20 protein-coding genes are annotated in these 19,305 nt (G+C 55.6%); 13 read left to right on the top strand and 7 right to left on the bottom strand.

What is annotated here, in order from left to right; all coding sequences use genetic code 11:
• Positions 1-201: 201 nt before the first annotated feature.
• From DWB63_RS02325 to DWB63_RS02305, 6 genes are all read right to left on the bottom strand, one after another.
• A complete protein-coding gene (locus DWB63_RS02325; RefSeq protein ID WP_128327199.1) occupies positions 202-864 on the bottom strand; it encodes an ATP-binding cassette domain-containing protein in 663 nt (220 codons plus the stop codon).
• Positions 861-1,628: an ABC transporter permease subunit gene (locus DWB63_RS02320; RefSeq protein WP_164879751.1), complete on the bottom strand. Its 768-nt coding sequence runs from the start codon at positions 1,626-1,628 to the stop codon at positions 861-863. The genes DWB63_RS02325 and DWB63_RS02320 overlap by 4 nt, the downstream gene beginning before the upstream one ends.
• On the bottom strand, positions 1,625-2,587 hold the full coding sequence (locus DWB63_RS17170) for an ABC transporter substrate-binding protein (RefSeq protein ID WP_164879750.1): 963 nt from the start codon (positions 2,585-2,587) through the stop codon (positions 1,625-1,627). Before DWB63_RS17170 ends, DWB63_RS02320 begins: the two co-directional genes overlap by 4 nt.
• A gap of 4 nt (positions 2,588-2,591) precedes the next feature.
• Positions 2,592-3,629 (bottom strand): class I SAM-dependent methyltransferase, encoded by a 1,038-nt coding sequence (locus tag DWB63_RS02315; RefSeq protein WP_128327197.1) that lies wholly within the window; start codon positions 3,627-3,629, stop codon positions 2,592-2,594.
• 4 nt (positions 3,630-3,633) lie between these two features.
• Positions 3,634-5,703: a TonB-dependent receptor gene (locus DWB63_RS02310; RefSeq protein WP_164879749.1), complete on the bottom strand. Its 2,070-nt coding sequence runs from the start codon at positions 5,701-5,703 to the stop codon at positions 3,634-3,636.
• A gap of 119 nt (positions 5,704-5,822) precedes the next feature.
• The gene (locus tag DWB63_RS02305) at positions 5,823-6,764 is read right to left on the bottom strand and encodes an AraC family transcriptional regulator (RefSeq protein ID WP_128327445.1); all 942 of its coding nucleotides are present in this window, start codon (positions 6,762-6,764) and stop codon (positions 5,823-5,825) included.
• 710 nt (positions 6,765-7,474) lie between these two features.
• Here DWB63_RS02305 and DWB63_RS02300 point away from each other — a divergent pair.
• The 8 genes from DWB63_RS02300 (at position 7,475) to DWB63_RS02265 (ending at position 14,071) form a co-directional block, all read left to right on the top strand.
• Complete coding sequence (locus DWB63_RS02300) at positions 7,475-8,668, top strand: sensor domain-containing diguanylate cyclase (protein ID WP_241648552.1); 1,194 nt, start codon at positions 7,475-7,477, stop codon at positions 8,666-8,668.
• A gap of 200 nt (positions 8,669-8,868) precedes the next feature.
• Positions 8,869-9,873, top strand: a complete 1,005-nt coding sequence (locus DWB63_RS02295; RefSeq protein WP_241648551.1) for a SpoIIE family protein phosphatase — start codon at positions 8,869-8,871, stop codon at positions 9,871-9,873.
• Complete coding sequence (locus DWB63_RS02290; RefSeq protein WP_128327193.1) at positions 9,854-10,408, top strand: SiaB family protein kinase; 555 nt, start codon at positions 9,854-9,856, stop codon at positions 10,406-10,408. The genes DWB63_RS02295 and DWB63_RS02290 overlap by 20 nt, the downstream gene beginning before the upstream one ends.
• A 9-nt stretch (positions 10,409-10,417) precedes the next feature.
• Positions 10,418-10,807, top strand: a complete 390-nt coding sequence (locus DWB63_RS02285) for a DUF1987 domain-containing protein (protein ID WP_128327192.1) — start codon at positions 10,418-10,420, stop codon at positions 10,805-10,807.
• A 9-nt stretch (positions 10,808-10,816) separates the two neighbouring features.
• Positions 10,817-11,797, top strand: a complete 981-nt coding sequence (locus DWB63_RS02280) for a MoxR family ATPase (protein ID WP_128327191.1) — start codon at positions 10,817-10,819, stop codon at positions 11,795-11,797.
• A 6-nt stretch (positions 11,798-11,803) separates the two neighbouring features.
• Positions 11,804-13,111 (top strand): VWA-like domain-containing protein, encoded by a 1,308-nt coding sequence (locus DWB63_RS02275; RefSeq protein ID WP_128327190.1) that lies wholly within the window; start codon positions 11,804-11,806, stop codon positions 13,109-13,111.
• A gap of 20 nt (positions 13,112-13,131) precedes the next feature.
• Positions 13,132-13,593 carry a hypothetical protein gene (locus DWB63_RS02270; RefSeq protein WP_128327189.1) on the top strand — a complete coding sequence of 154 codons (462 nt, stop codon included), beginning with the start codon at positions 13,132-13,134 and terminating at the stop codon, positions 13,591-13,593.
• Between the two features lie 37 nt (positions 13,594-13,630).
• Entirely contained in the window at positions 13,631-14,071 is a 441-nt protein-coding gene (locus DWB63_RS02265; protein ID WP_241648550.1) for a Fur family transcriptional regulator, read from the top strand.
• 238 nt (positions 14,072-14,309) lie between these two features.
• Here DWB63_RS02265 and DWB63_RS02260 read toward each other — a convergent pair whose 3' ends face one another.
• Positions 14,310-14,774, bottom strand: a complete 465-nt coding sequence (locus DWB63_RS02260) for a transcriptional repressor (RefSeq protein ID WP_128327187.1) — start codon at positions 14,772-14,774, stop codon at positions 14,310-14,312.
• Positions 14,775-14,981: 207 nt separating this feature from the next.
• On the opposite strand from DWB63_RS02260, the gene DWB63_RS02255 reads away from it, so the two are divergent.
• The 5 genes from DWB63_RS02255 to DWB63_RS02235 all read left to right on the top strand — a co-directional run bounded on the left by DWB63_RS02255 (position 14,982) and on the right by DWB63_RS02235 (position 19,226).
• Complete coding sequence (locus DWB63_RS02255) at positions 14,982-15,206, top strand: FeoA family protein (RefSeq protein WP_128327186.1); 225 nt, start codon at positions 14,982-14,984, stop codon at positions 15,204-15,206.
• Positions 15,207-15,245: 39 nt separating this feature from the next.
• Positions 15,246-15,467 (top strand): ferrous iron transport protein A, encoded by a 222-nt coding sequence (locus tag DWB63_RS02250; RefSeq protein WP_128327185.1) that lies wholly within the window; start codon positions 15,246-15,248, stop codon positions 15,465-15,467.
• On the top strand, positions 15,467-17,983 hold the full coding sequence (gene feoB / locus DWB63_RS02245) for a ferrous iron transport protein B (protein WP_128327184.1): 2,517 nt from the start codon (positions 15,467-15,469) through the stop codon (positions 17,981-17,983). The genes DWB63_RS02250 and feoB overlap by 1 nt, the downstream gene beginning before the upstream one ends.
• Before the next feature lie 3 nt (positions 17,984-17,986).
• Positions 17,987-18,304 (top strand): hypothetical protein, encoded by a 318-nt coding sequence (locus DWB63_RS02240; protein WP_128327183.1) that lies wholly within the window; start codon positions 17,987-17,989, stop codon positions 18,302-18,304.
• A 94-nt stretch (positions 18,305-18,398) separates the two neighbouring features.
• On the top strand, positions 18,399-19,226 hold the full coding sequence (locus tag DWB63_RS02235) for a DUF4198 domain-containing protein (RefSeq protein ID WP_128327182.1): 828 nt from the start codon (positions 18,399-18,401) through the stop codon (positions 19,224-19,226).
• The last annotated feature ends 79 nt before the right edge of the window (positions 19,227-19,305 follow it).

The following is a 19,305-nucleotide window of genomic DNA, read 5'->3' as shown; positions in this document are numbered from 1 at the left end:
AAAATGTGGCATCGCACAGAAGATCGGCGTCCATTGAAATGCAGTAAATGAAAATGACATTCAACCTCATGCGCTGTCAATACGTGTTGTCAGAAAATCCTTGGTTCAGGAGTTGTTGTGAAATCGGTGCATGAGCTTGTTTTTCGATGCGGCGGTCACCCCGGAAGTATTTGAAACGCTGCCCGAAAATAGTGGCTTGGGTTAGGACAATTGTCTTTGCTGATCAGTTTCGGTCAGGCAGGCACCTGTGTATCCTTCGAGCTTCTGCTCCAGGTGGATCGTGCGGTTGGTCCTGTTGAGCAGTTCCGAGGGGTCGTGGGTCACGTGTATGATAGTTGCCGGGCACGCATCAAGGGCGGAATCCAGTAGATTTCGCATGGTTTCCTTGAGAGTTGCGTCCAGACCGGTGAACGGTTCGTCCAGAAGCAGGATGTCCGGGCCTATGGCAAAGGCTCGGGCCAGGGCCACCCGTTGCCGCATGCCGCCGGAAAGCTGGTGGGGGTAGGCGTTTTCGGATTCGGAAAGTTCCATGCACCGGAGATAATAGCGGGCATGTTCAAGGGCCTTGTGCCTGTTGATTCCCTGTGCGCGCAGGGGCAGCACGACATTGTTCAGCGCGGTGTCCCAGGGCAGCAGACGCGCTTCCTGGAATACGTATCCTATATGGTTGGAATTGACCCGGATATGTCCCGAGTCCGGGGCGGTCAGCCCGGCGATCATGCGCAGGACGGTGGATTTTCCGATACCGCTTGGACCGAGCATGCCCAGGATTTCTCCCTGTTGCACGGTAAGGTTGAACCCGGTGATGACCGGGCGCATGGCGAATCGTTTGTGGATATCTTTCAGTTCGATAATGGGGTTCATGCCCGCCTCCTTTGCACGGCCTTGCGGGCCGGGGACAGCAGGAGCACTTCCACTCCGCCGATGACCAGCATGGCCAGCAGGGTCAGGGCGTAGAGTTCGTCGGTTTGGAGGTTGGCCCGGGATATGGCCAGCGCATGACCGATGCCTTCGTTGGCGCCGAGCATTTCCGCTAATACCACGAGCCGGATACCGTTGCCCGTGGCGATAACCACCCCGGAAAGGAGCGGCCCGGCCAGGGCCATGGCGTAGATGCGCATCAGTCGCATGTGCAAGGGCAGACGATAGACCTTGGCCATTTCCAGCAGGTTGCGATCCACGTTCATCATGCCGTCGGTCACATTCACATAGATGATGGGGGCCATCATGGTGGCCGTGATGCATACGACCATGGTGGTGCCCATGCCGAACCAGAGCATGAAGACCACCACGATGATCACGCCCGGGATGCTCATGAGAATCCAGCGTGCCGGAGCGAGCATGAGCCGGACGGGTTCCACGAACCCTGCCAGGATGCCCAGCACCGTGCCGCTTCCGATGCCGAAGACCAGCGCCAGGCCGATACGTTTCAGGGTGGGGACCATGTGCAGGGTCAGGAAGGTTTCATTCCCGACCAGCCGGAAGAGCGCGGTCAGGGTTTCTCCCGGCCCGGCCACGACCAGCCCGGAAAAGGTGCGCGCCAGCATCTCCCATCCCATGATCAGCATCATCAGGCCCAGCAAATGGAAGGCATAGGGCGGCCACTTGCGAGTGTAGGCGTCTTTCATTGACCTACCTCGAACAGGTCTTTTCCGGGCATGGAGCCTCCGACGGCACCAGGGGATATCCCGTATATTTTGTTCAGGAAGAAGAGGGCGTCTGTCTGCGCCTGTGTTCCGCTCAGGATGCGGACCGTGAAATCGTCCATTGTCCCCTGCCTCATCTGAGAGGCCAGGGCCGGGAACTTTTTCCTGACCAGCGTAAGGGCCTGGTCCGGATTCTCCTGCATCCATTGGCAGGCTTGTGCATAGGTCCTGTTGAAGGCCTGTATTTTTAGGTGGTTGTCTGCCTCAGGCCCGAAAAAGGCGACACAGCTTGCGGCCAGATGATGCTTTGGAAAAGCGCGCCCCCAGGCCTTGCGCATATCCACGCGCTTCACCAACAGCGGTGCCCCTTCCGTGTGCAGGGATTTGGAGCGCAGCACTGCGACGGAAGCCGTGGGTTCGCTGAGCATGGCGTGGTCGCCCCTGCCGGCCAGCAGAAGATTGACCGCCTCCAGGGAGCCGCCCGTGTGTCTGGTGGTGATTCTGCACGGCTTGCCCGCCATGGTGGCCCGGTAGAAGAGTTCGGGCATCTCTCCCGGCCCGAAGGGGAAAAGCAGGGTGCCTTCCAGAGATTCCAGTGTGTCGGGACCGGGTTTGGTCGAGACGATCCAGACCGGGGATTCGTGTAGCAGGGCCACCCGGCAGTTGACGCCCTTGTTGCGCAGGGCACTGGCCGCTGCAGTGGTGACGATGGCTGCATCCACCTGGCCGCCTGCCACCATGGCCCGGAGCATGTCCGGCGAATGCCAGGGTATGAACTGCGCGTCAAAGTCCTGCTCCCATTCCCGGTCGTCTTGTGCCATGACCAGCAGGGGAACGCTTTCGGCAATGGGCGGGCCTGAGATTCTCAAGGTGGATGCCGCATCGGCCGGGGGCGGACAGGCAAGGGACAGGAGCAGGAAGGCCGTGAACGCGATTCGCATGGATCTATCCTTGTTTGCGGGCCACAACGAGTTCCATGGGGCCCATGGGCAGTGTTATGGTTCGGGTGTCCACGGATGCGAAGCCCGCCTTGGGCAGATGGGACGCTATTTGGCCTTGCTCGAAAGAGACGTCCTGACCTTCCAAAGCCAATGAAAGACGGGACAATATGAGCTCCGTCGGTTGAGTCCGTTCATGGGTGAGACCCTCGTGGAACGTGATGAGAACACCGCCCGGATTGAGCGCCTCATGGATTCTCGCGAACATGGCGTCAAGGTCTTTGGCATAGTACAAGGTGTGGCTGGCCCATACCAGATCGTACCCTTTGCCGAAGTCCACCTTGTTGTAGTCACCTTCTATGGTGCTGATGCGCGACTCCATGCCGGCGGCGGCAATTTCTTCGCGGGCCACTTCCATGACAGAGGGGAAGTCGCATAGGACCCCTTCAAGGGAAGGGTGGCGGGAAACGGTCGTCATGCACATGATGCCCGGGCCGCAGCCGAGATCCAGCATGCGCTTCATGGACGGGAATTCCGGGAGCGCAGCCACCAGCTCGGCTACGAGGTCTGCCATGCCCGCTTTATGGTAGCTTGCCAGGTGTCGTACCGACTGCTTCCATCTCTCCTCTTCATGCAGTTGATCCTGTTTGCTTACTTCCGGCGGCCCCTGGCGGATCAGCTCGGGAATGCGGTCCAGGTTGCGGTGTTGCATATGTGAAAGGTTGCTTACGAGATCTCCCAAATATGACGGACTCTCTTTTCGCAGGCAGGATTCTGCAAAAGGTGTGTTGAAGTAGCGTTCATCCCTTTTGTCGGCAAAGCCCATGGAGGCCATGGCATCGAGAAAATGCGCCAGATTGGCTGTGTCTGTTTTTACTTCCAGTGCTCTGGCAATGGATTGCAGATCCTGTTTTTGGGCCAGGATGTCGGCCATTCCCAGTTTCAATGCAGTATCCAGAACCGCCATGCGGATGGGGCCGATCATCAGTTCGAACACAATGCCGGGGTTGGGGCTTTGGATGGGAGTTTGTTGCGATGTCGTCATTGTCTTAGAATCTCCAGTTGAATGTGAATCCGAATGTCCTGGGAGTTCCGTCTTCCACCATGGCAAGACCGGCTCCGCTGTTGACTTTTTTGACTGCGTATTCCTCGTCGAACAGGTTGTTGCACCACAGGGAGATTTCGGCATCATTGATTCTGTAGCCAGCCCGCAGGTTCACGGTCTGGTATCCGTCTTCCTTGAGCTCGTTGGCTGCATCAAAGTACTGTTCGCCGGTGCCCAGGAGGTCGGCCATGGCAAAGAAACCGTTGGGGTGGGTGTATGCCACCCCGAGGTTGTAGGTATATTCCGGTGCCCAGGGCAGCTTGTTGCCGCTGTAGTCTACCGGGGTTCCACCGACCGTGGTTGTCCAGTCATCCACCTTGGATTCGGCGTAGCCCAATCCTGCCGTCAGTTCGATTTCTGGGACGGGCCTGTACTGTGCTTCCAGTTCCACGCCCTGGGTGTGGGCTCCTGCCGCGTTGGTGAATTTCCAGACACCCATGCCTGCTCCGGCTATTTCTTCGCGCACCTGCTTGTCGGTGATGTCCGTATAGAAAACCGTGGCATTGAGGTTCAGGGTGTTTTCGATCCAGTTGGTCTTGATGCCGACCTCGTAGTTGGTGGAGTGTTCCGCCTCGTAGGTGAAGCTGTCCTTGTCGATGGCCGAGTAGAAGTTGAAGCCGCCAGCCAGGAATCCCTTGGAGTAGGCGGTATACGCCGTGACATGGGGCGAGAAGTCGTAGGCCAGGGAGGCCATGGGCAGCAGTTCGGTCCCGTTAACATCGTCTTCATAGGAAACCGGGCCGGTGTTGGGCGTGTATGTCTGCTTGCCGCTGTTTCGTGAAATGTCCAGCCTCAGTCCGCCTGTGATCCGCAGGCCGTCGACGATTTCATAGGTGGCCTGCCCGAAGCCCGCATAGCCCAGGTCTTTGCTGTCTCCCGAACGCTTGGAGGCCAAAAGGGGATTGATATGGTTGAAGTCGATGCCCGCGTCGATGGTTTCGTAACGCCCGTAGAGGCCAAGCAGCCAGCTCAGGGTGGAGTTGTCTTTTGAGGCCAGGCGGAACTCCTGGCTCCAGCTGTCCATTTCCACATCCAGTTCAGAATAACTTAGAGCTGCAGCGGTCCTGTCGGAATCCAGATGATGTTCGCGGTCAAATGAGCGGTGGCTGGAGATGGAGGTCAGCTCCGTGCCTGACCAACTGTATTTGACCCGAGTGGACTGTCCGAGTTCGGTTTCGTACGCCTTGTCCTTCTCGTTGCTGTGGACTTCGTTTCGTCCGGTTGTGTTGGGGCCTTCTTCGTAGCGCAGGGCACTGATCCCCAGGTCGCGTTTGGCCCCGTCCAGATTCAGGGAAATGTCCCAGTCGTCCGTAGGGGTCCAACGCAGGGTGCCAGCTCCGTTCACTGTCTTTTCCCCGGCTACGTCCGTGTCTTTCGTGTCGATATTCTTGACATATCCATCAGTGGTGTACCCTTGAAGGGAGAGGTTGTAGAAGAGGGTGTCGTCCACGATGGGGCCGCTGGTACTGGCTCCCAAACGGGCTGTGGCGTAGTTGCCCAGTTCGAAAAGCGTTTTGTTGCGCTGCTCGTTGTCCGGTTCCTTGAGCACGATGTTGATCACCCCGGATTCGCTGTTGCGTCCGTAAAGGGTGGCTTGGGGACCCCGCAAAACTTCCACTCTTTCCACATCCAGGAGTCCCTGGTTGACCATGTAGCCCATGGGGTAGGCCACATCGTTCACATACAGGCCCATGGGGCTGAAAAGGGAGGTGTCGATGGTGGAGATACCCCGGCAAACGATGGAACCGCCTGAACTTGTGTCCTTGACGTAGATATTGGGCGCAAAGCGCACAAGGTCTCCAAGCGTGTTCACCCCGCGAGCTTCAATGAAGACGTCATCCAGGACAGTGAGGTTGCCGGGAAAGTCCTTGATCGATCCCTCCCGTTTGGTTGCAGTGACCGTGACTGCATCCAGCGTCACGGGTTCATCGGTTTGTTCGTCTGACGCAAAGGCTGGGCATGAAAGAAGCAGCGAAACCGTGAATACGAAGCCAAAGAATTTTAAACTATGCATGGCACTCCCCTGAAAAAACAGCATATTGATATGAATTTGATAATCATGATCAATACATGGCCGAATGCGGGGTGACTAACCCGGGCAGGGCGAAAGTTGTCGGTAGCCGGACTTATTGCTCAGGACGCCAGCAAGCGTCGTTGGCTGGTCAGAAAGTCCTTGGGCAGGATGCCGAAAAGCTTTTTGAAGGCGTGGCTGAAGTGGCTCAGGCTCTGGTAGCCCACGGCATAGGCGACTTCGGTCACGTTGTGGTTTCCCTGTTGCAGCATTTTGTATGCCTTATGCATCCTGTGGTCTCGGAAGTAGCCGAAGACCGAGGTGGAGTAGACTTGGCGGAAGCCGGTTTTGAGTTTCTTTTCGTTGACACCAATCTGTGCGGCGAGTTCCGGCAGGCTGGGCGGGTTTTCCAGATCGCGGACCAGGATGTCGCGGGCATGGCGAATGCGTTCCACGTCCGCCGGGCACAGACGCGCCTGCTTGGGGTGTCTCTGACTCTCCGACAGTATATATTCGTGAATCTGCATGGCCATCAGTTCCATGGCCCGGCTTTCCAGGAACAGTTTGCGCATCCCTCCCGTATACGGGCAGTCCAGGATCTGGGTCAGCAGGCACTGTTTGATCGGGGAGCCCGAGCCGAACCAGGCAGTGGGGGTTTCCTTGCAGCCTTCTAAGCCCATTCGGAGCTGCTTGGGGAGTTGCGCCAGGTTGTCGGCAAAATAACTGCACAGGAGTTCTGGGGAGACGGTGATGCCCAGGATGCAGGCCGGATTGTCACTGGGTTGTTCAAGGGTGCCGCACGTCTTGGGCAGGTACAAGATGCCGTTGGAGCCTGTTTGCATCTCGTTGGTCTGGTTGCGCAGGCCGCCGCTGGAGTAAAGGCATCTGTTCTTGCCGGACAGAGTAAAACCGAACTGTATGGGCGCGTCATCCATGTCGAAGCTGGTTTTGAGCGGAGCGTCCTGTGACGGTTTGGCAATGGTCAACGTCAGTCCCGGTCTGAGCTTGCAGGATTGAAAGGTCCTGGGGCCGGTGATGCCTTCCTTCCGTGAATATTTCAGCATGTTGTTTTTGTGTGAAGGCCTGTCGGCAGGGGTATCTGTGTTCACTGCGTTCACTCCGCCAGGTTGAGGTGTAACGGGGTTTTATCATACGATTAAAGATAATGAAAGTCAATTTCAGTCGGCGACGGGTCTTTGAAATGGCATTTCATTGAAGTGTACGGTGTTCAATATGCCCGAAGTGACGGTTGTAGGCCGGATATGTATGGAACTGATTTCGTGTGGGAACAGGACGGGGGTAATGTCGGCATTTTCGAGTCCTTGTCCGTTTCACTGCGGCAGTTTGCAGTGGTACGGGACCGAACTGTACCTTCTGACATGATGTTTGGAGCAATTCCAGGCGAGGAGTGCCTCTTGTAACCGTCATGGTGTTTGACACCGCCAAAACCATGGGGCTTAGGGGTTGCATGGAGGCGTTATCCGGTCCAATCCCTTTCGGGCATCAGCGGGATTTAGGGGTTGACAAATTCCATCACTCTCAATATTTACTTGAAAACGATTTTCAATTTCAATAAAAATCGATCATCTTGACCATGTGGTCAAGGCGGCCATGACAGCCGCATATATTGAAAAACAGATGGTAGCAGGCGTGGAGTTCCAAGGAGACGGGACAGCGAGTTTTCTCTGTAATGCTAGCTCAGGAACCAGTGCTTTTTTGCCGTTCTTATAATGGTCGTGAAGCATGGTGTCATAATGTCTCTGAATCAACCGGCATGAATGAAGTCAAAGTGTACGACAATCCAATGAACAAAGAAGTGTTTCAGAAAGAAGAGCAGGTTTTGGGCCGGGCCATGGAGTCGCTCGAGAAGAGTGACACCAGTGGAATGAGCGAAGATCCTGCGTTTCAGGTTTTGGTCAAGGAGTATGGCAAGCTCCTGCGCCAGAGCCGGAGGCTCGTGACCATGGGGGATCGCATGCAGCATTCCCTGAACCGGTTGAATCGTGACTTGATCGTCAGCGAAGAAAGATACCGTGGCATTTTCGAGAATGTCTCCGAGGGAATTTATCGGTGCGAGCCTGACGGTGCCTTGCTTGAAGCGAATCCCGCCATGGCCGCGATGTTCGGTTTTCGTGATCAGGAAGAATTCCTCGCGCAGAGAAGCAATATCAAGCAGTTGTTCTGCTCTTTGGACGATTACAAGCAGTATGAGAGCGCGTTGGCCGCGGACGGTGTGAAGCGTCAGGAGATGCGGGCCTGCGGCCCTGACAACGCAACGCTCTGGCTGGAGATCAGCGCGACATCTTTTTGCAGGGAGGGCGTCGAGGGTGCGGAAGACGGCATTGTCGGCATTCTGACGGATGTGACCGAGCGTAAGATGATGCTGGAAGAGATGTGCAAGCTGGCCAGGACCGACAGCCTGACCGGGCTGTGGAATCGGGGGTATTTCATGGAGTTGGCGAAGCTCGAAGTCGCACGGAGCGCCCGCAATCGGAGAAGTCTTTCCCTGCTCATCATGGATGTGGATTATTTCAAGGCAGTGAATGATTCCCACGGTCACTGCATCGGGGACCAGGCACTGGTTGCGTTGAGCCGGGTTCTTCAGGCGTCGGTGCGTGATGTGGACATTGTCGCCAGATACGGCGGCGAAGAGTTCGTCGTATTGTTGCCGGATGCTTCCCGTGAAGAGGCGTGCGTCGTGGCCAACCGTATCACGGGCAATATCCGGAGTGAGCGCATTGACTGCGGTGTGGTCCGGATTCCATTGACCGTGAGTGTGGGGCTGACCTCTCTGGAATCGGGTGACGATGATCTTGATGGGCTGCTCAAGTTTGCGGACATAGCCCTGTATGCGGCCAAGAAAAAAGGGCGTGACCGCGTTGAGGTGTATCGCCGTGAGCCTCATTGCTTCCCGATTTCCCGCTCGGCCTATGCTGAGGAAGCCAGGCTTCCGGGAAAGGGGCGGTGATTTTGATGAACACGTTCTTTCAGTCCCTTCGTAACTGGAGCGTTGAACGGAAGATGACGGTCATGCTTCTCATGGGGGTGGTCGTGTTTCCCCTTTCGTCGTTTGTAGTTCTGCATTCTCATGGGGCCGGCGCGACGAGCAATTATCTCATCGTTTTGAGTGTGGCATCCATAATCCTATTGGTTCCCTTCGCGAAATGGATGAGTCATGTCGTTGCCCTGCGAAATATTCGGGAGCTCAATGAGCAATGCCGACTTCTCAAGCAGGGCAGCTACACCCAGTTGGATCTTCCTTCCGCTGATTGCGATGGACATGATTTTCTGACGTTGAAGCGCAACATGCACTGGATGGGCCATTCCATTGCCGTGCGCGAACTGAAGCTGCAGAAGGCCATGTCTGATCTGGCTGCCGCGCAACACCAGGTCGGGCAAAGCCTGGAATACGCCAGCCTGATCCAGACATCGTTTCTCCCCAACATGGTGGATTTGTATGATTATATTCCGGACCATTTTCTCATATGGGCTCAAAGGGATACTGTGGGCGGGGATGCCTATTGGCTCAGGACGAGCCTGAACGGGTTTTTCCTGGGCGTTATCGACTGCACCGGACATGGCGTTCCCGGCGCGTTCATGACGCTTATCGTAACCGCGCTTCTGGAAAAGGCATCCTCTGACGGGGTCGTGAGTCCGGCGGTCATTCTCTCCCGGATGAATTGTCTCATCAAAGATGCCTTGGGGCAGAATGACCGGGACGCCAAGTCCGACGATGGAATGGATTGCGCCTTGTGCTACGTGAACCCCGTTGAAGGAGAGGTTGTTTTTGCCGGGGCCAATTCTCCTCTTTACGTTCTGGACTCGACTGGTCCCCGCTGCATCAAGGGTGATCGGTGCGGGCTCGGGTACGTCCGTTCTTCACGGGAATTTGTCTTCAGGGACGTTGTTGTTCCGGTGACGGACCGTACGCGATTTTATCTCACCTCCGATGGCCTTGTGGATCAGGTTGGAGGTGAAGGGGGATTTCCCTTTGGCAAAAGCCGATTCATGGCCTTCATGGAGGAGCGCCGTCACGCTCCTATTGCCGCGCAGGGGGCGGAAATCATGCATGTATTGAAAGAATATCAGGGAGATGAATCTCGTCGGGATGACGTGACTGTTCTTGGTTTTGAACTCAAAGGAAGAGAGAAAAATGGGAACCAGTTTGTTTAAATATTATGAGGAAATGCAGAAGGATGGGGTCATTTTGTATTTTAATGGCCCTGTATCCCAATCCATGGTGGAAGGGATGGCTGAACTCATGCGTGCCAAAATGCGCGCCGAGGATGCTGCCATGGGGGCGGTTCAGCGCGTGTTCGCGATTCTGGTGGAGTTGATGCAGAACATCGTCCGCTATTCGGCCGAGCGCCATATGGACAACGGTTCGCATCAGGGAGAGATGGCCCATGGTCAGATCGTCGTGGGGCGTGAAGAGGCCGGTCATTTCTTCGTGGCGTGCGGGAACAAGGTGGGCTCTGCCGATTGCATGGAGCTTGCCGAACACATCGAGATCCTGCGTTCCATGAACAAGGATGAACTCAAGGCATACTACAGGGAGTGCCGGAAGAGGCCCGATAGCGCGACGGACAAGGGCGCAGGGCTCGGTTTTGTCGAGATGGCGCGCAAGGCCTCCCGCCCACTGGATTTCGACATCGTTCCCGTGGATGTCAACACCTCGTTCTTTTCCATGAAAGTGGTGACTCAGTAGGAGATGACAATGACCAAATATACCGTGAGGGCGACCACTTCGTCGCCAGAGATACATTTCGATCCCATGGCAATGCCTTTCGAGATCAGGGGAGAATCCTACCCCGAGAATTGCAGGGCTTTTTACGGTCCCATGTTCGAGTGGCTTGAGCGTTATTTCAACCACGGCAGCGAGGATGTGGTCGAGATTGATATGCGAATTCTCTATTTCAATTCATCCTCGTCAAAGACGTTCATGGATTTTTTCGATCTGTTGGATGAACAGGCCTGCAAAGGAAAAAAGATCGTGGTCAACTGGTGGTACCACGAGGAAAACGAGTCCGCCATGGAGTGCGGAGAAGAATTCATGGAAGACGTGGAAAAGATAAAATTCAACCTTGTAGAATATACCGACAAGTAGGGAGACGACATGAATTCCAGGCAGATAGATAAATCCTTGAGGACGCTCATTCCCTTGCGGCAGCCGGTTTTTCTCTGGGGTGCTCCCGGTGTCGGCAAGAGTCAGGTCGTGGCCCAGGTGGCCGGGGATCTGGGGCTGGAGTTGATAGATATCCGGGCGGTGCTTCTGGACCCGGTGGATCTGCGAGGTCTGCCGTCGGTGAAAGGTGACGTTGCCCATTGGAACCCGCCGTCTTTTTTGCCCACGGGCGGAGAGGGCGTGCTGTTTCTCGACGAATTGAACGCAGCTCCTCCCCTGGTGCAGGCTGCCTGCTACCAGCTGGTGTTGGACCGAAAGGTGGGAGAATACATGTTGCCGGACGGGTGGACCGTGATCGCCGCCGGTAATCGCGAGACCGATCGCGCCGTTACGCATCGCATGCCTTCGGCCCTGGCCAACCGTTTCGTGCATCTTGATTTTTCGGTTGACGTGAACACATGGCTGGAGTGGGCCGAAGGGATGGAATTCCCGGAAGAAATACTGGCTTTCATCCGTTTTCGGCCCAACCTGTTGCACGATTTTGAACCTAAGAAGAATGAGAAGGCCTTCCCTTCACCAAGATCATGGGAGTTCGCCGCCAGGATTATTGCCTCGACCCCGGACCCGGATGTGGAACTGAGTCTGTTAAAGGGAACGATCGGTCCTGGCGCTGCGGCGGAATTCGCAGGGTTCTCCCGGATGTTCAGGCAATTGCCCGATCCAGATGCTGTCATCAACCACCCTACCACAGCTGTAATCCCCGAGGAACCCGCGACCTTGTACGCGTTGTGCGAGGCCCTAGCGAAAAGAGCCGGAGACAAGACGGCGGATTCAATCATCACCTATGCATCCAGGCTGCCCTCGGAGTTTGGAGTGTTGCTGGTCCGTGATGCCGTGAAAACTCACAGGCCCGTGGTCGAGTCTCCGGCCTTTTCGTGCTGGGCGACGGCCAACTCCGATGTGCTTCTTTAGGTGACCATGAATAGCGTTCGCAAGAAAATACTCAAGGCGAGAACCGGCCTGTTGCTGGAACATCCTTTTTTCGGCTCTCTGTGTTTACGAATGGAGCCGCAGGAGGATCACCGGTGCGCCACGGCGTGGACCGACGGCAGGACGTTGGCCTACAATCCCCGTTATGTCGCCAATCTCAAGGATCGGCAGGTGCAGGGGCTGATGGCCCACACGATCATGCATCCAGCCTGTCAGCATCATGTCAGACGCATGGGGCGAGATCCTGCCACGTGGAATATGGCCTGTGACTATGCCATTAATTGGATATTGCTGGATGCCGGGCTGGATTTGCCTCCCAAGTACCTCGATAATCCCGCGTATCACGGCAAGAGTGCTGACGAGATTTACGTTGCGCTCTGCGGTGATCATGGCGGGGAGGAGAGGCCTTCCATCTCCAAGGAGCAGGGCGAAGCGGATGGCGAAATCGATGCGGATGAGATGGATGCACAGGCTGGCGAAGGCGAAGATCCCGGCGATACGTCCGAGTCCGATGACGGCGAAGTCGGTGGGGACGGCCTGGTGGAAGAAGGTTCGGCCGGCGATGATCCGGGTGACGAGGGGGGTGACCAGACCGGTGACCCCGGCGGGAGCGGAGAGGTTCGCGACAGTGAGGAGGCGGGGCTGGGCGGTGCCACGGATGATGCAAGCTCGGATGAACAATGGGAACTGGCCTTGGCACAGGCCGCACAGCAGGCACGGGATATAGGCGAACTGCCGGGTGGATTGGAGCGGCTTGTCAACGATGTGTTGAATCCCAAACTGGATTGGCGGGAACTGCTCTCGCGTTATATCAGCGACCGGGCACGGGATGATTACAGCTGGGCACCTCCCAACAAACGTTTTTTGCATATGGACATTATTCTGCCGTCCCTGTCACACCAAAAGCTGCCGGAGGTCGTCTTGGCCCTGGACACCTCCGGCAGTGTGACGGCGCAAGAGATGGAGCAGTTTGCGGCGGAGGTGTCCGGGGTTCTTGACGCCTTTGATACAACCATCCACGTTGTCTATTGCGACAGCCGGGTTTCAGGGTCGGATTCCTTCGGGCGAGCAGACCTTCCGTTGTCACTCAACCCTGAAGGGGGGGGCGGGACAGACTATCGTCCTGTTTTCCGGTGGGTGGACGAGCAGGGCATTGATCCTGCGTGTCTGGTATATCTGACGGACATGGAATGTGTGCATTTCCCGGAGCATGAACCGGAGTATCCGGTTCTGTGGGCACAGGTCGGCGAGGGGGGCAAGGTGCCTCCCTTCGGCGACATCATGGAAATCTGCTGACAAATGGACAAGGAGTTGCCATGAAAATTGAATGGACCATTCAGAAAAAGCGGGGCAATCACAGGCCGGTTCTTAACTATTCAATCGAGTTGGAACAATTCGAGATCGATCTCGTTGTTCCGCAGGTTGTCTTGGAAAGCGCCATCGCCAGGCCGCCTTCCGCATGGCGTTCCTTTTGCTATCCCGACCAGGACGAGCGGGCAGGCGCGGGACTTGATTGGTATCGGCTGATGACCCCATCTCATTCAATGAAGAGGTTCTCGGAGTCCCTGACCCTGCCCTGGCGCGCTCCGGATTCAGAATTTCTCGATATTAAAATGGCGTTTGAACGGCTTCGAGCTGACTTTGAATTGATCCTGAAGAATGCCCATGACAGTGCGCCATTGGATGTGGTCGAGAATCTGGAACTCACCCAGGGAACGCGCAAGCACATAGCGACTGGTGTCGTTTCTGCCAGGTTCCTGTCGGCTGTCGGATTTTAGGCTTGCTTTGATTTTGAAAATGAGTTTCATTACCTTTATGTCCAAATCAGCAGAGCAGATGTTTGTCGAGTATCTCCAAAAGAGCAATCTCAGCGTGACCCCCCAGCGTAAAGTCATTGTCGAAACGTTTTTGGAAGCCGAAGGGCATTTTTCCGCTGAGGAATTGTGTTCCCTGGTCAAGGGAAAGGCGGTGGATATCGGGCAGGCGACAATCTATCGGACGTTGAAGCTTCTGGTGGATTCAGGCCTGGCTGATGCATTTGATCCGGGTGATGGGGTTTCCCTTTATGAGCATTCGTACAACCATGCGCATCATGACCATTTCATATGTGCACACTGTGGGAAAACACTGGAAATATGCGATGCGGTCATTGAAGAACGGCAGGAACGGGTGGCGGAGGAGCATGGGTTTGAATTGACACGCCACCGCATGTTTCTTTTTGGTGTCTGCTCGGACTGCCGTTTTGATGAAAAATGATGTGAAAGCAAGTGATCCGATCAAAGAACGTCCCGGCAGACAAGATCTGCCGGGACGTTCTTTTTTGGCTGCCTTATCGCGTGGGTTGCTTGTCGTTTTTGTCTTTCTCGGTGTCGACAGGCGTGGTCGCTGTCTTTGGTGCATCATAGTCGGAAAACATGGATTTGAACCCGCGTTGCAGAAAATCCTTTGGTTTTGACTTGCTGTTGATTGTCGTCCGAAATGTCATGGCTGCTCCTTATTGGTTAGAACTGTTTGATCTTGATACGCCCGCGCATGTGTTGCCGCTGCATTGGCAGCAGAGGCCGTAGAGAAAGGTCTGATACCGGAAAAGGGTGAACCCCTGCTGGCGGGCCGTCTCCTGCTGGAGGCATTCCAGGTAAGGGTTTTTGATGGGTATTGCACGGCCGCACCGCTCGCAGATCATCTGGCAATATTGGTCCCCCATGGGTTCATAGTGCGTTGCCCCGTCCGACAGGTGAATGCATCGGGCAATTCCGGCGTTGTGAAGGTGTTTGACGGTTCGATACACGGTAGAGCGGCTGATGCTGGTGTCGATGTTTTGGACTTCCATGAGCAACTCCTCTGGGCTCATCTTTTTTTCGTCGCTCATGAACACCTTGAAGATGAGCAGTCTTTGCTGTGTCAGCTTGAGGTTGTTGCCCGCCAAATACATTTTGAACGCTTTGAGTGCTTCCTGCATGTTCGCTTTCTTTTGCTTGTGAATACCGTTTTTTGTGATTGACTCTCAATCTCAACTAATTGCCAGTTCCGGCCTTGTGGATGGGGTTGGTGAGACTCTGTGTCAAAGGTCGTTTTTTGTTGACCCTATGTGTTCCAAGGCCTATTTCTGATATCGAAATTCATTATCAATTGCAACCATTCTTGTTGAGAAATTGAGGGGGGTGCCATGTCTTTTCGAAAAACGCTCAGGACAGTCGGGGCGGGTGAAAACGCGTTTGTCGTTGCTGTGGATGCCGGGTGGAAGGCCCGGACCCGACTCGAATCTCTCGGCATCATTCCCGGCGTTGAGATCGATGTACTCAATAACGGGGGGGGGCCGTTGATTGTTTCCGTGGGCGAAGGTCGCATCATGGTCGAGCGCGGCATTGCCGAAAAAGTCCTCGTGGCATGATCTGTCGAATTAGTACCAATTAGTCTTGAAGGGGGAATTATGACTCTTGATGAACTTCAGCCGGGTGTCTGCTGCACCATGAAGGATATGACTGCTGACGGAGCTCTCGGCCAGCGGCTCATGGATCTCGGATTTTGTCCGGGAGCCTTGATCGAAATCGTGCGCAATGCGCCGTTGATCGATCCGGTGGAACTGCATCTGGACGGCTATCATGTCTCCATTCGGCATAACGAGGCCAAGCACATCGAGGTGGAAGCGTAATGTCCCCTCGGAATCTGCTCGTTGCCCTGGCTGGCCAGCCAAATTGCGGTAAGTCAACTGTCTTCAACATGCTCACCGGGGCGCGTCAGCATGTGGCCAACTATCCCGGCGTCACCGTGGAGAAGAAGACCGGTTTCTTTGATCTTGATGACACGCATGTGGAGCTGGTGGACCTCCCGGGAACGTACAGCCTCACGTCATATTCTTTGGAAGAGCGAGTGGCGCGAGATTTTCTGCTTGGCGATCTCCCCAGCGTGGTTATCGACGTTGCCGATGGCGCCAACCTCAAGCGCAATCTGTATCTTACGCTTCAGCTCCTTGAGATGGAGGTTCCCACTGTTCTCAATTTGAATATGATGGATGTGGTTGAACGCCGCGGGCAGAGGGTTGATGTGGCCAAGCTTCAGGAAATACTCGGCACCCCTGTTGTCCCTACCAAGGCCAAGAAGGGTGAAGGTAAAGAGGCCCTGAAAGCAGCGGTGAAGTCCTTGGTCGGCAAGGCGCACGGCCCGGTTTACAAGATCGATTATGGTCAGCTTGAAGACCATATCTCTGAATTGGAAGCGGTGCTGGTCGAAGATCCGGTCCTCAGCGTACAGTACCCGGTTCGCTGGTTTGCCATCAAACTGCTTGAAGGCGATGCTGGGGTAACGGAGCTTCTCACGGGGACGCATCTTGATGCGCAGAAGGTTTTTGATCGTGTCGAATCCTGTCGACAACGTTTTCACAAGGAAGAGGGCCATGCATGCGAGCGGCATATTGCCTTCACCCGCCATGGCAGTTGTGCAAAGATCATACGCGAAACCGTGACGTTTCCGGAGGAAAAAAGACGCAACCTTTCTGACCGCGCCGACCGGTACGTGTGCAACCGGTTGCTCGGCCCGCTCATCCTCATAGCCATCCTGTTCGTGCTCTATGAGATTTCGATCGTTTTCGGCAACTGGCTTGCCCTTCAGATCTGGCCGCTGTGGGGGGCGTTGGAGAGCTTTGCCGGCGACGTTTTGCCCCAGGCCGGATTCCTGAATGACCCCATACTGCGTTCACTCGGCTTGTGGGTGGTCAAATCCATTACGGCCATTCTCAATTATCTGCCCATTTTCTTTCTGTTGTTCAGCCTCATCGCCGTGTTGGAGGACAGCGGATACATGCCGCGCATGGCCTTTATCCTTGATCGTCTCTTCCGCCGTTTCGGGCTGCACGGACAGTCCACATTGCCCATGATCCTGGGCGGTGTGTATGTCGGCGGTTGCGCCATCCCCGGCGTCATGGCCACCAAGGCGATCCCGGATGAGCGGGCGCGTCTGGCCACCATCATGATCGTCCCTATGATGAATTGCCTTGCCAAGGTTCCGCTGTACCTCATTCTCATCGGGGCCTATTTCTCGGATGTGGCCGGGTCGACCATGTTTTTCATCGCCACGGTGACGCTCTTCATGGCCCTGCCCGTGGCCAAGATTCTTTCCATAACCGTGCTGAAGAAGCGGCCCAGTGCGCCGTTCATCATGGAAATGCCTCCTTATCACGTTCCGACCATATCCGGTGTGCTTCGCCGGGCGATCGAGCGTGTCTGGCTGTTCATGAAAAAAATCGTCACCGTGGTCGCTGCCGTGGCCGTGGTGGTCTTCGTGCTCATCAATTATCCGGGACTGACCGACAGCCGCAAGGCTCATTATGAGGACATGCAGGATGCGGCTGTTGCCGCGTTCATGGCGGATGTGGGCAGGACCGGATTCAAGGACGAGATCGGCTCTGAAGACGTGCTGCCCATCATCCTGTTTGGCGAAGCCATCAGGGATGCGAAGCGTGCCGTCACGGATCAGGATCGGGCGGCCTTGATTGATGCGGAGTTCCAAGAGGAAAACCCGGCTTACTATGCCGTTGCCCGGCGTGTGGGCAAGGACGGCAAGGCGTTGAACAAGTCGCTCAAGAAAGTGATCCGGGTTCGCAAACAGATCCGGCGGGAAGCCCGTGCGGAGCGGTTTGAAACCAGCTTCCTCGGTACCATGGGCCGGGCGCTTGAGCCTGTCACCCAGTGGGCCGGATTCAACTGGCGCATCAATATCGCACTCTTGTCGGCTTTTGCAGCCAAGGAGAATTCTGCAGCGACCCTCGGCTCCATCTACGGCATCGACGGTTCCGATCAGTCGGTCCAGGAGAGCATGAAGGCGGGAGAGGGCGGTTTCACTCCGCTTCACGCCCTGGCTTTGATGCTCTTCATGGCACTGTACCCACCGTGCGTTCCGGCATCCATCATGGTTCGGAGCCAATCCAATTCCACGAAATGGATGCTGTTTTCCATCGGTTATCAAACTCTGCTCGGTCTTTTCGTGGCCAGCCTGGTCTTCACCGGAGGCACGGTTCTCGGACTCACAGGTGTGCAGGCCATGTGGGGATTTTACGCCTTGTGCGTCGCCACCACGTTGATCATGGCCATGATCCCGACCCCAGAGGAAAAGGAGGCGGTTGTCGCCTCCAACATAACCCAGGTAAATACAATTGCTCTCAAGGAGGAGTAACTAATGAAGAAACGAATGATCGTATTGACCTTGGCCGCCATGGCGGCCTTTGCCGGACAGGCTTTTGCCCACAGCCCGCTCATGAGCTGCTTTGACAACGGAGACAACACCATCACCTGTGAGGGTGGATTCTCAGACGGCTCTTCTGCTGCCGGTGTGAAAATGCACGTCCGGGATGGCGACGGAAAATCCATTTTGGAGGCCAATATGAACGATGACAGCGAGTGCACTTTTGACAAGCCTGCCGGTGCCTATGTTGTCATTTTTGATGCCGGAGAAGGGCATACGGTGGAATTGAACGGCGCTGATATCATTGAATAGGGAAATTGCGCAGGGCGACGATGTGTCCGCCCTGCGTCCTTTCACGCGTAGAATTTGAGAATAAAATTCAATCTCAATACTTGAGGAGTTCTTGATGAAAAAACGATTTATTCCCCTTTTGGCCGCCATTTGTCTTCTGACGGTCGTCAGTTCCGCGTTCGCCCATTTCATGGTCGTGTATACCCCCGAGATCGCCCTTGAGGAGGGGAAGGACCTGGATATGCGCATGGTGTTCACCCATCCTGCCGAGGCCGGGCATACCATGGATATGGGTGGTATCGAGGAGTTCTATGTCCTGAAACAGCGTGGTGACGCCGAGGCCAAGAAGGTGGACTTGATGCAATACGTCAAGGAGATCACCTGGAAAAATCCCGGGTCTTCCAATAAGGCCTATTCGGCCGTCATCCCCAAGAAGGAAGTCCGTTCCATGGGGGACTACGTTTTCGTCATGAAGCCCGGCTATTATTTCGAGAAAGAAGAAGGCCTGTATATGCAGCAGATTACCAAGCTGATCATCAATGTGGGCGGCATTCCGGGCAACTGGGCCGACCCCGTGGGCCTGCCGTGCGAAATAGTTCCCCTGATCAAGCCCTATGGCCTTTGGACCGGCAACGTCTTCAAGGCCCAGGTTTTGTCCGAAGGCAAGCCTGTTGCCGGTGCCGAGGTGGAAGTGGAATACATGAGCCACATGCCCGACCTGAGCACCAATTCCATGCCTGAGAAGTCTTCCGTGGAGTACCCTCATGACGCCTTTGTTACCCAGACCATCTTCACCGATGTCAACGGCTACATCACCTTCGGCATTCCCAAGGCAGGCTGGTGGGGTTTTGCCGCTCTCGGTATCGGTCCTGAAAAGGAACACAAGGGCAAGGAACTCGGCCAGGACGCCGTCATTTGGGTCAAGGCCGAGGACATGAAGTAGACAACAGCCTCCCCATGCTCGTTCATCAATAGTGGCGAGCGCCTTAAGGGGTGCGGCGGGCATTTCCCTCTGTGTCCGC

This window comes from Pseudodesulfovibrio sp. S3 (genome assembly GCF_004025585.1).
In the GTDB taxonomy this organism is placed as follows: Bacteria; Desulfobacterota; Desulfovibrionia; order Desulfovibrionales; family Desulfovibrionaceae; genus Pseudodesulfovibrio.
Note: the sequence above shows the minus strand (reverse complement) of the source record. Positions and strands in the feature narration are given on the sequence as shown.

Bases quoted from the DNA above. Each gene is read 5' to 3' on its own strand.
- DWB63_RS02250 (WP_128327185.1), top strand. From the start codon at position 15,246: ATGACTCTTGATGAACTTCAGCCGGGTGTCTGCTGCACCATGAAGGAT.
- DWB63_RS02295 (WP_241648551.1), top strand. From the start codon at position 8,869: ATGAGTCATGTCGTTGCCCTGCGAAATATTCGGGAGCTCAATGAGCAA.
- DWB63_RS02240 (WP_128327183.1), top strand. From the start codon at position 17,987: ATGAAGAAACGAATGATCGTATTGACCTTGGCCGCCATGGCGGCCTTT.
- DWB63_RS02310 (WP_164879749.1), bottom strand. From the start codon at position 5,703: ATGCATAGTTTAAAATTCTTTGGCTTCGTATTCACGGTTTCGCTGCTT.
- DWB63_RS02275 (WP_128327190.1), top strand. From the start codon at position 11,804: ATGAATAGCGTTCGCAAGAAAATACTCAAGGCGAGAACCGGCCTGTTG.
- feoB (WP_128327184.1), top strand. From the start codon at position 15,467: ATGTCCCCTCGGAATCTGCTCGTTGCCCTGGCTGGCCAGCCAAATTGC.
- DWB63_RS02235 (WP_128327182.1), top strand. From the start codon at position 18,399: ATGAAAAAACGATTTATTCCCCTTTTGGCCGCCATTTGTCTTCTGACG.
- DWB63_RS02270 (WP_128327189.1), top strand. From the start codon at position 13,132: ATGAAAATTGAATGGACCATTCAGAAAAAGCGGGGCAATCACAGGCCG.
- DWB63_RS02320 (WP_164879751.1), bottom strand. From the start codon at position 1,628: ATGAAAGACGCCTACACTCGCAAGTGGCCGCCCTATGCCTTCCATTTG.
- DWB63_RS02260 (WP_128327187.1), bottom strand. From the start codon at position 14,774: ATGCAGGAAGCACTCAAAGCGTTCAAAATGTATTTGGCGGGCAACAAC.
- DWB63_RS02315 (WP_128327197.1), bottom strand. From the start codon at position 3,629: ATGACGACATCGCAACAAACTCCCATCCAAAGCCCCAACCCCGGCATT.
- DWB63_RS02300 (WP_241648552.1), top strand. From the start codon at position 7,475: ATGAATGAAGTCAAAGTGTACGACAATCCAATGAACAAAGAAGTGTTT.
- DWB63_RS02305 (WP_128327445.1), bottom strand. From the start codon at position 6,764: ATGCTGAAATATTCACGGAAGGAAGGCATCACCGGCCCCAGGACCTTT.
- DWB63_RS02265 (WP_241648550.1), top strand. From the start codon at position 13,631: ATGTCCAAATCAGCAGAGCAGATGTTTGTCGAGTATCTCCAAAAGAGC.
- DWB63_RS02285 (WP_128327192.1), top strand. From the start codon at position 10,418: ATGACCAAATATACCGTGAGGGCGACCACTTCGTCGCCAGAGATACAT.
- DWB63_RS17170 (WP_164879750.1), bottom strand. From the start codon at position 2,587: ATGCGAATCGCGTTCACGGCCTTCCTGCTCCTGTCCCTTGCCTGTCCG.
- DWB63_RS02255 (WP_128327186.1), top strand. From the start codon at position 14,982: ATGTCTTTTCGAAAAACGCTCAGGACAGTCGGGGCGGGTGAAAACGCG.
- DWB63_RS02280 (WP_128327191.1), top strand. From the start codon at position 10,817: ATGAATTCCAGGCAGATAGATAAATCCTTGAGGACGCTCATTCCCTTG.
- DWB63_RS02290 (WP_128327193.1), top strand. From the start codon at position 9,854: ATGGGAACCAGTTTGTTTAAATATTATGAGGAAATGCAGAAGGATGGG.
- DWB63_RS02325 (WP_128327199.1), bottom strand. From the start codon at position 864: ATGAACCCCATTATCGAACTGAAAGATATCCACAAACGATTCGCCATG.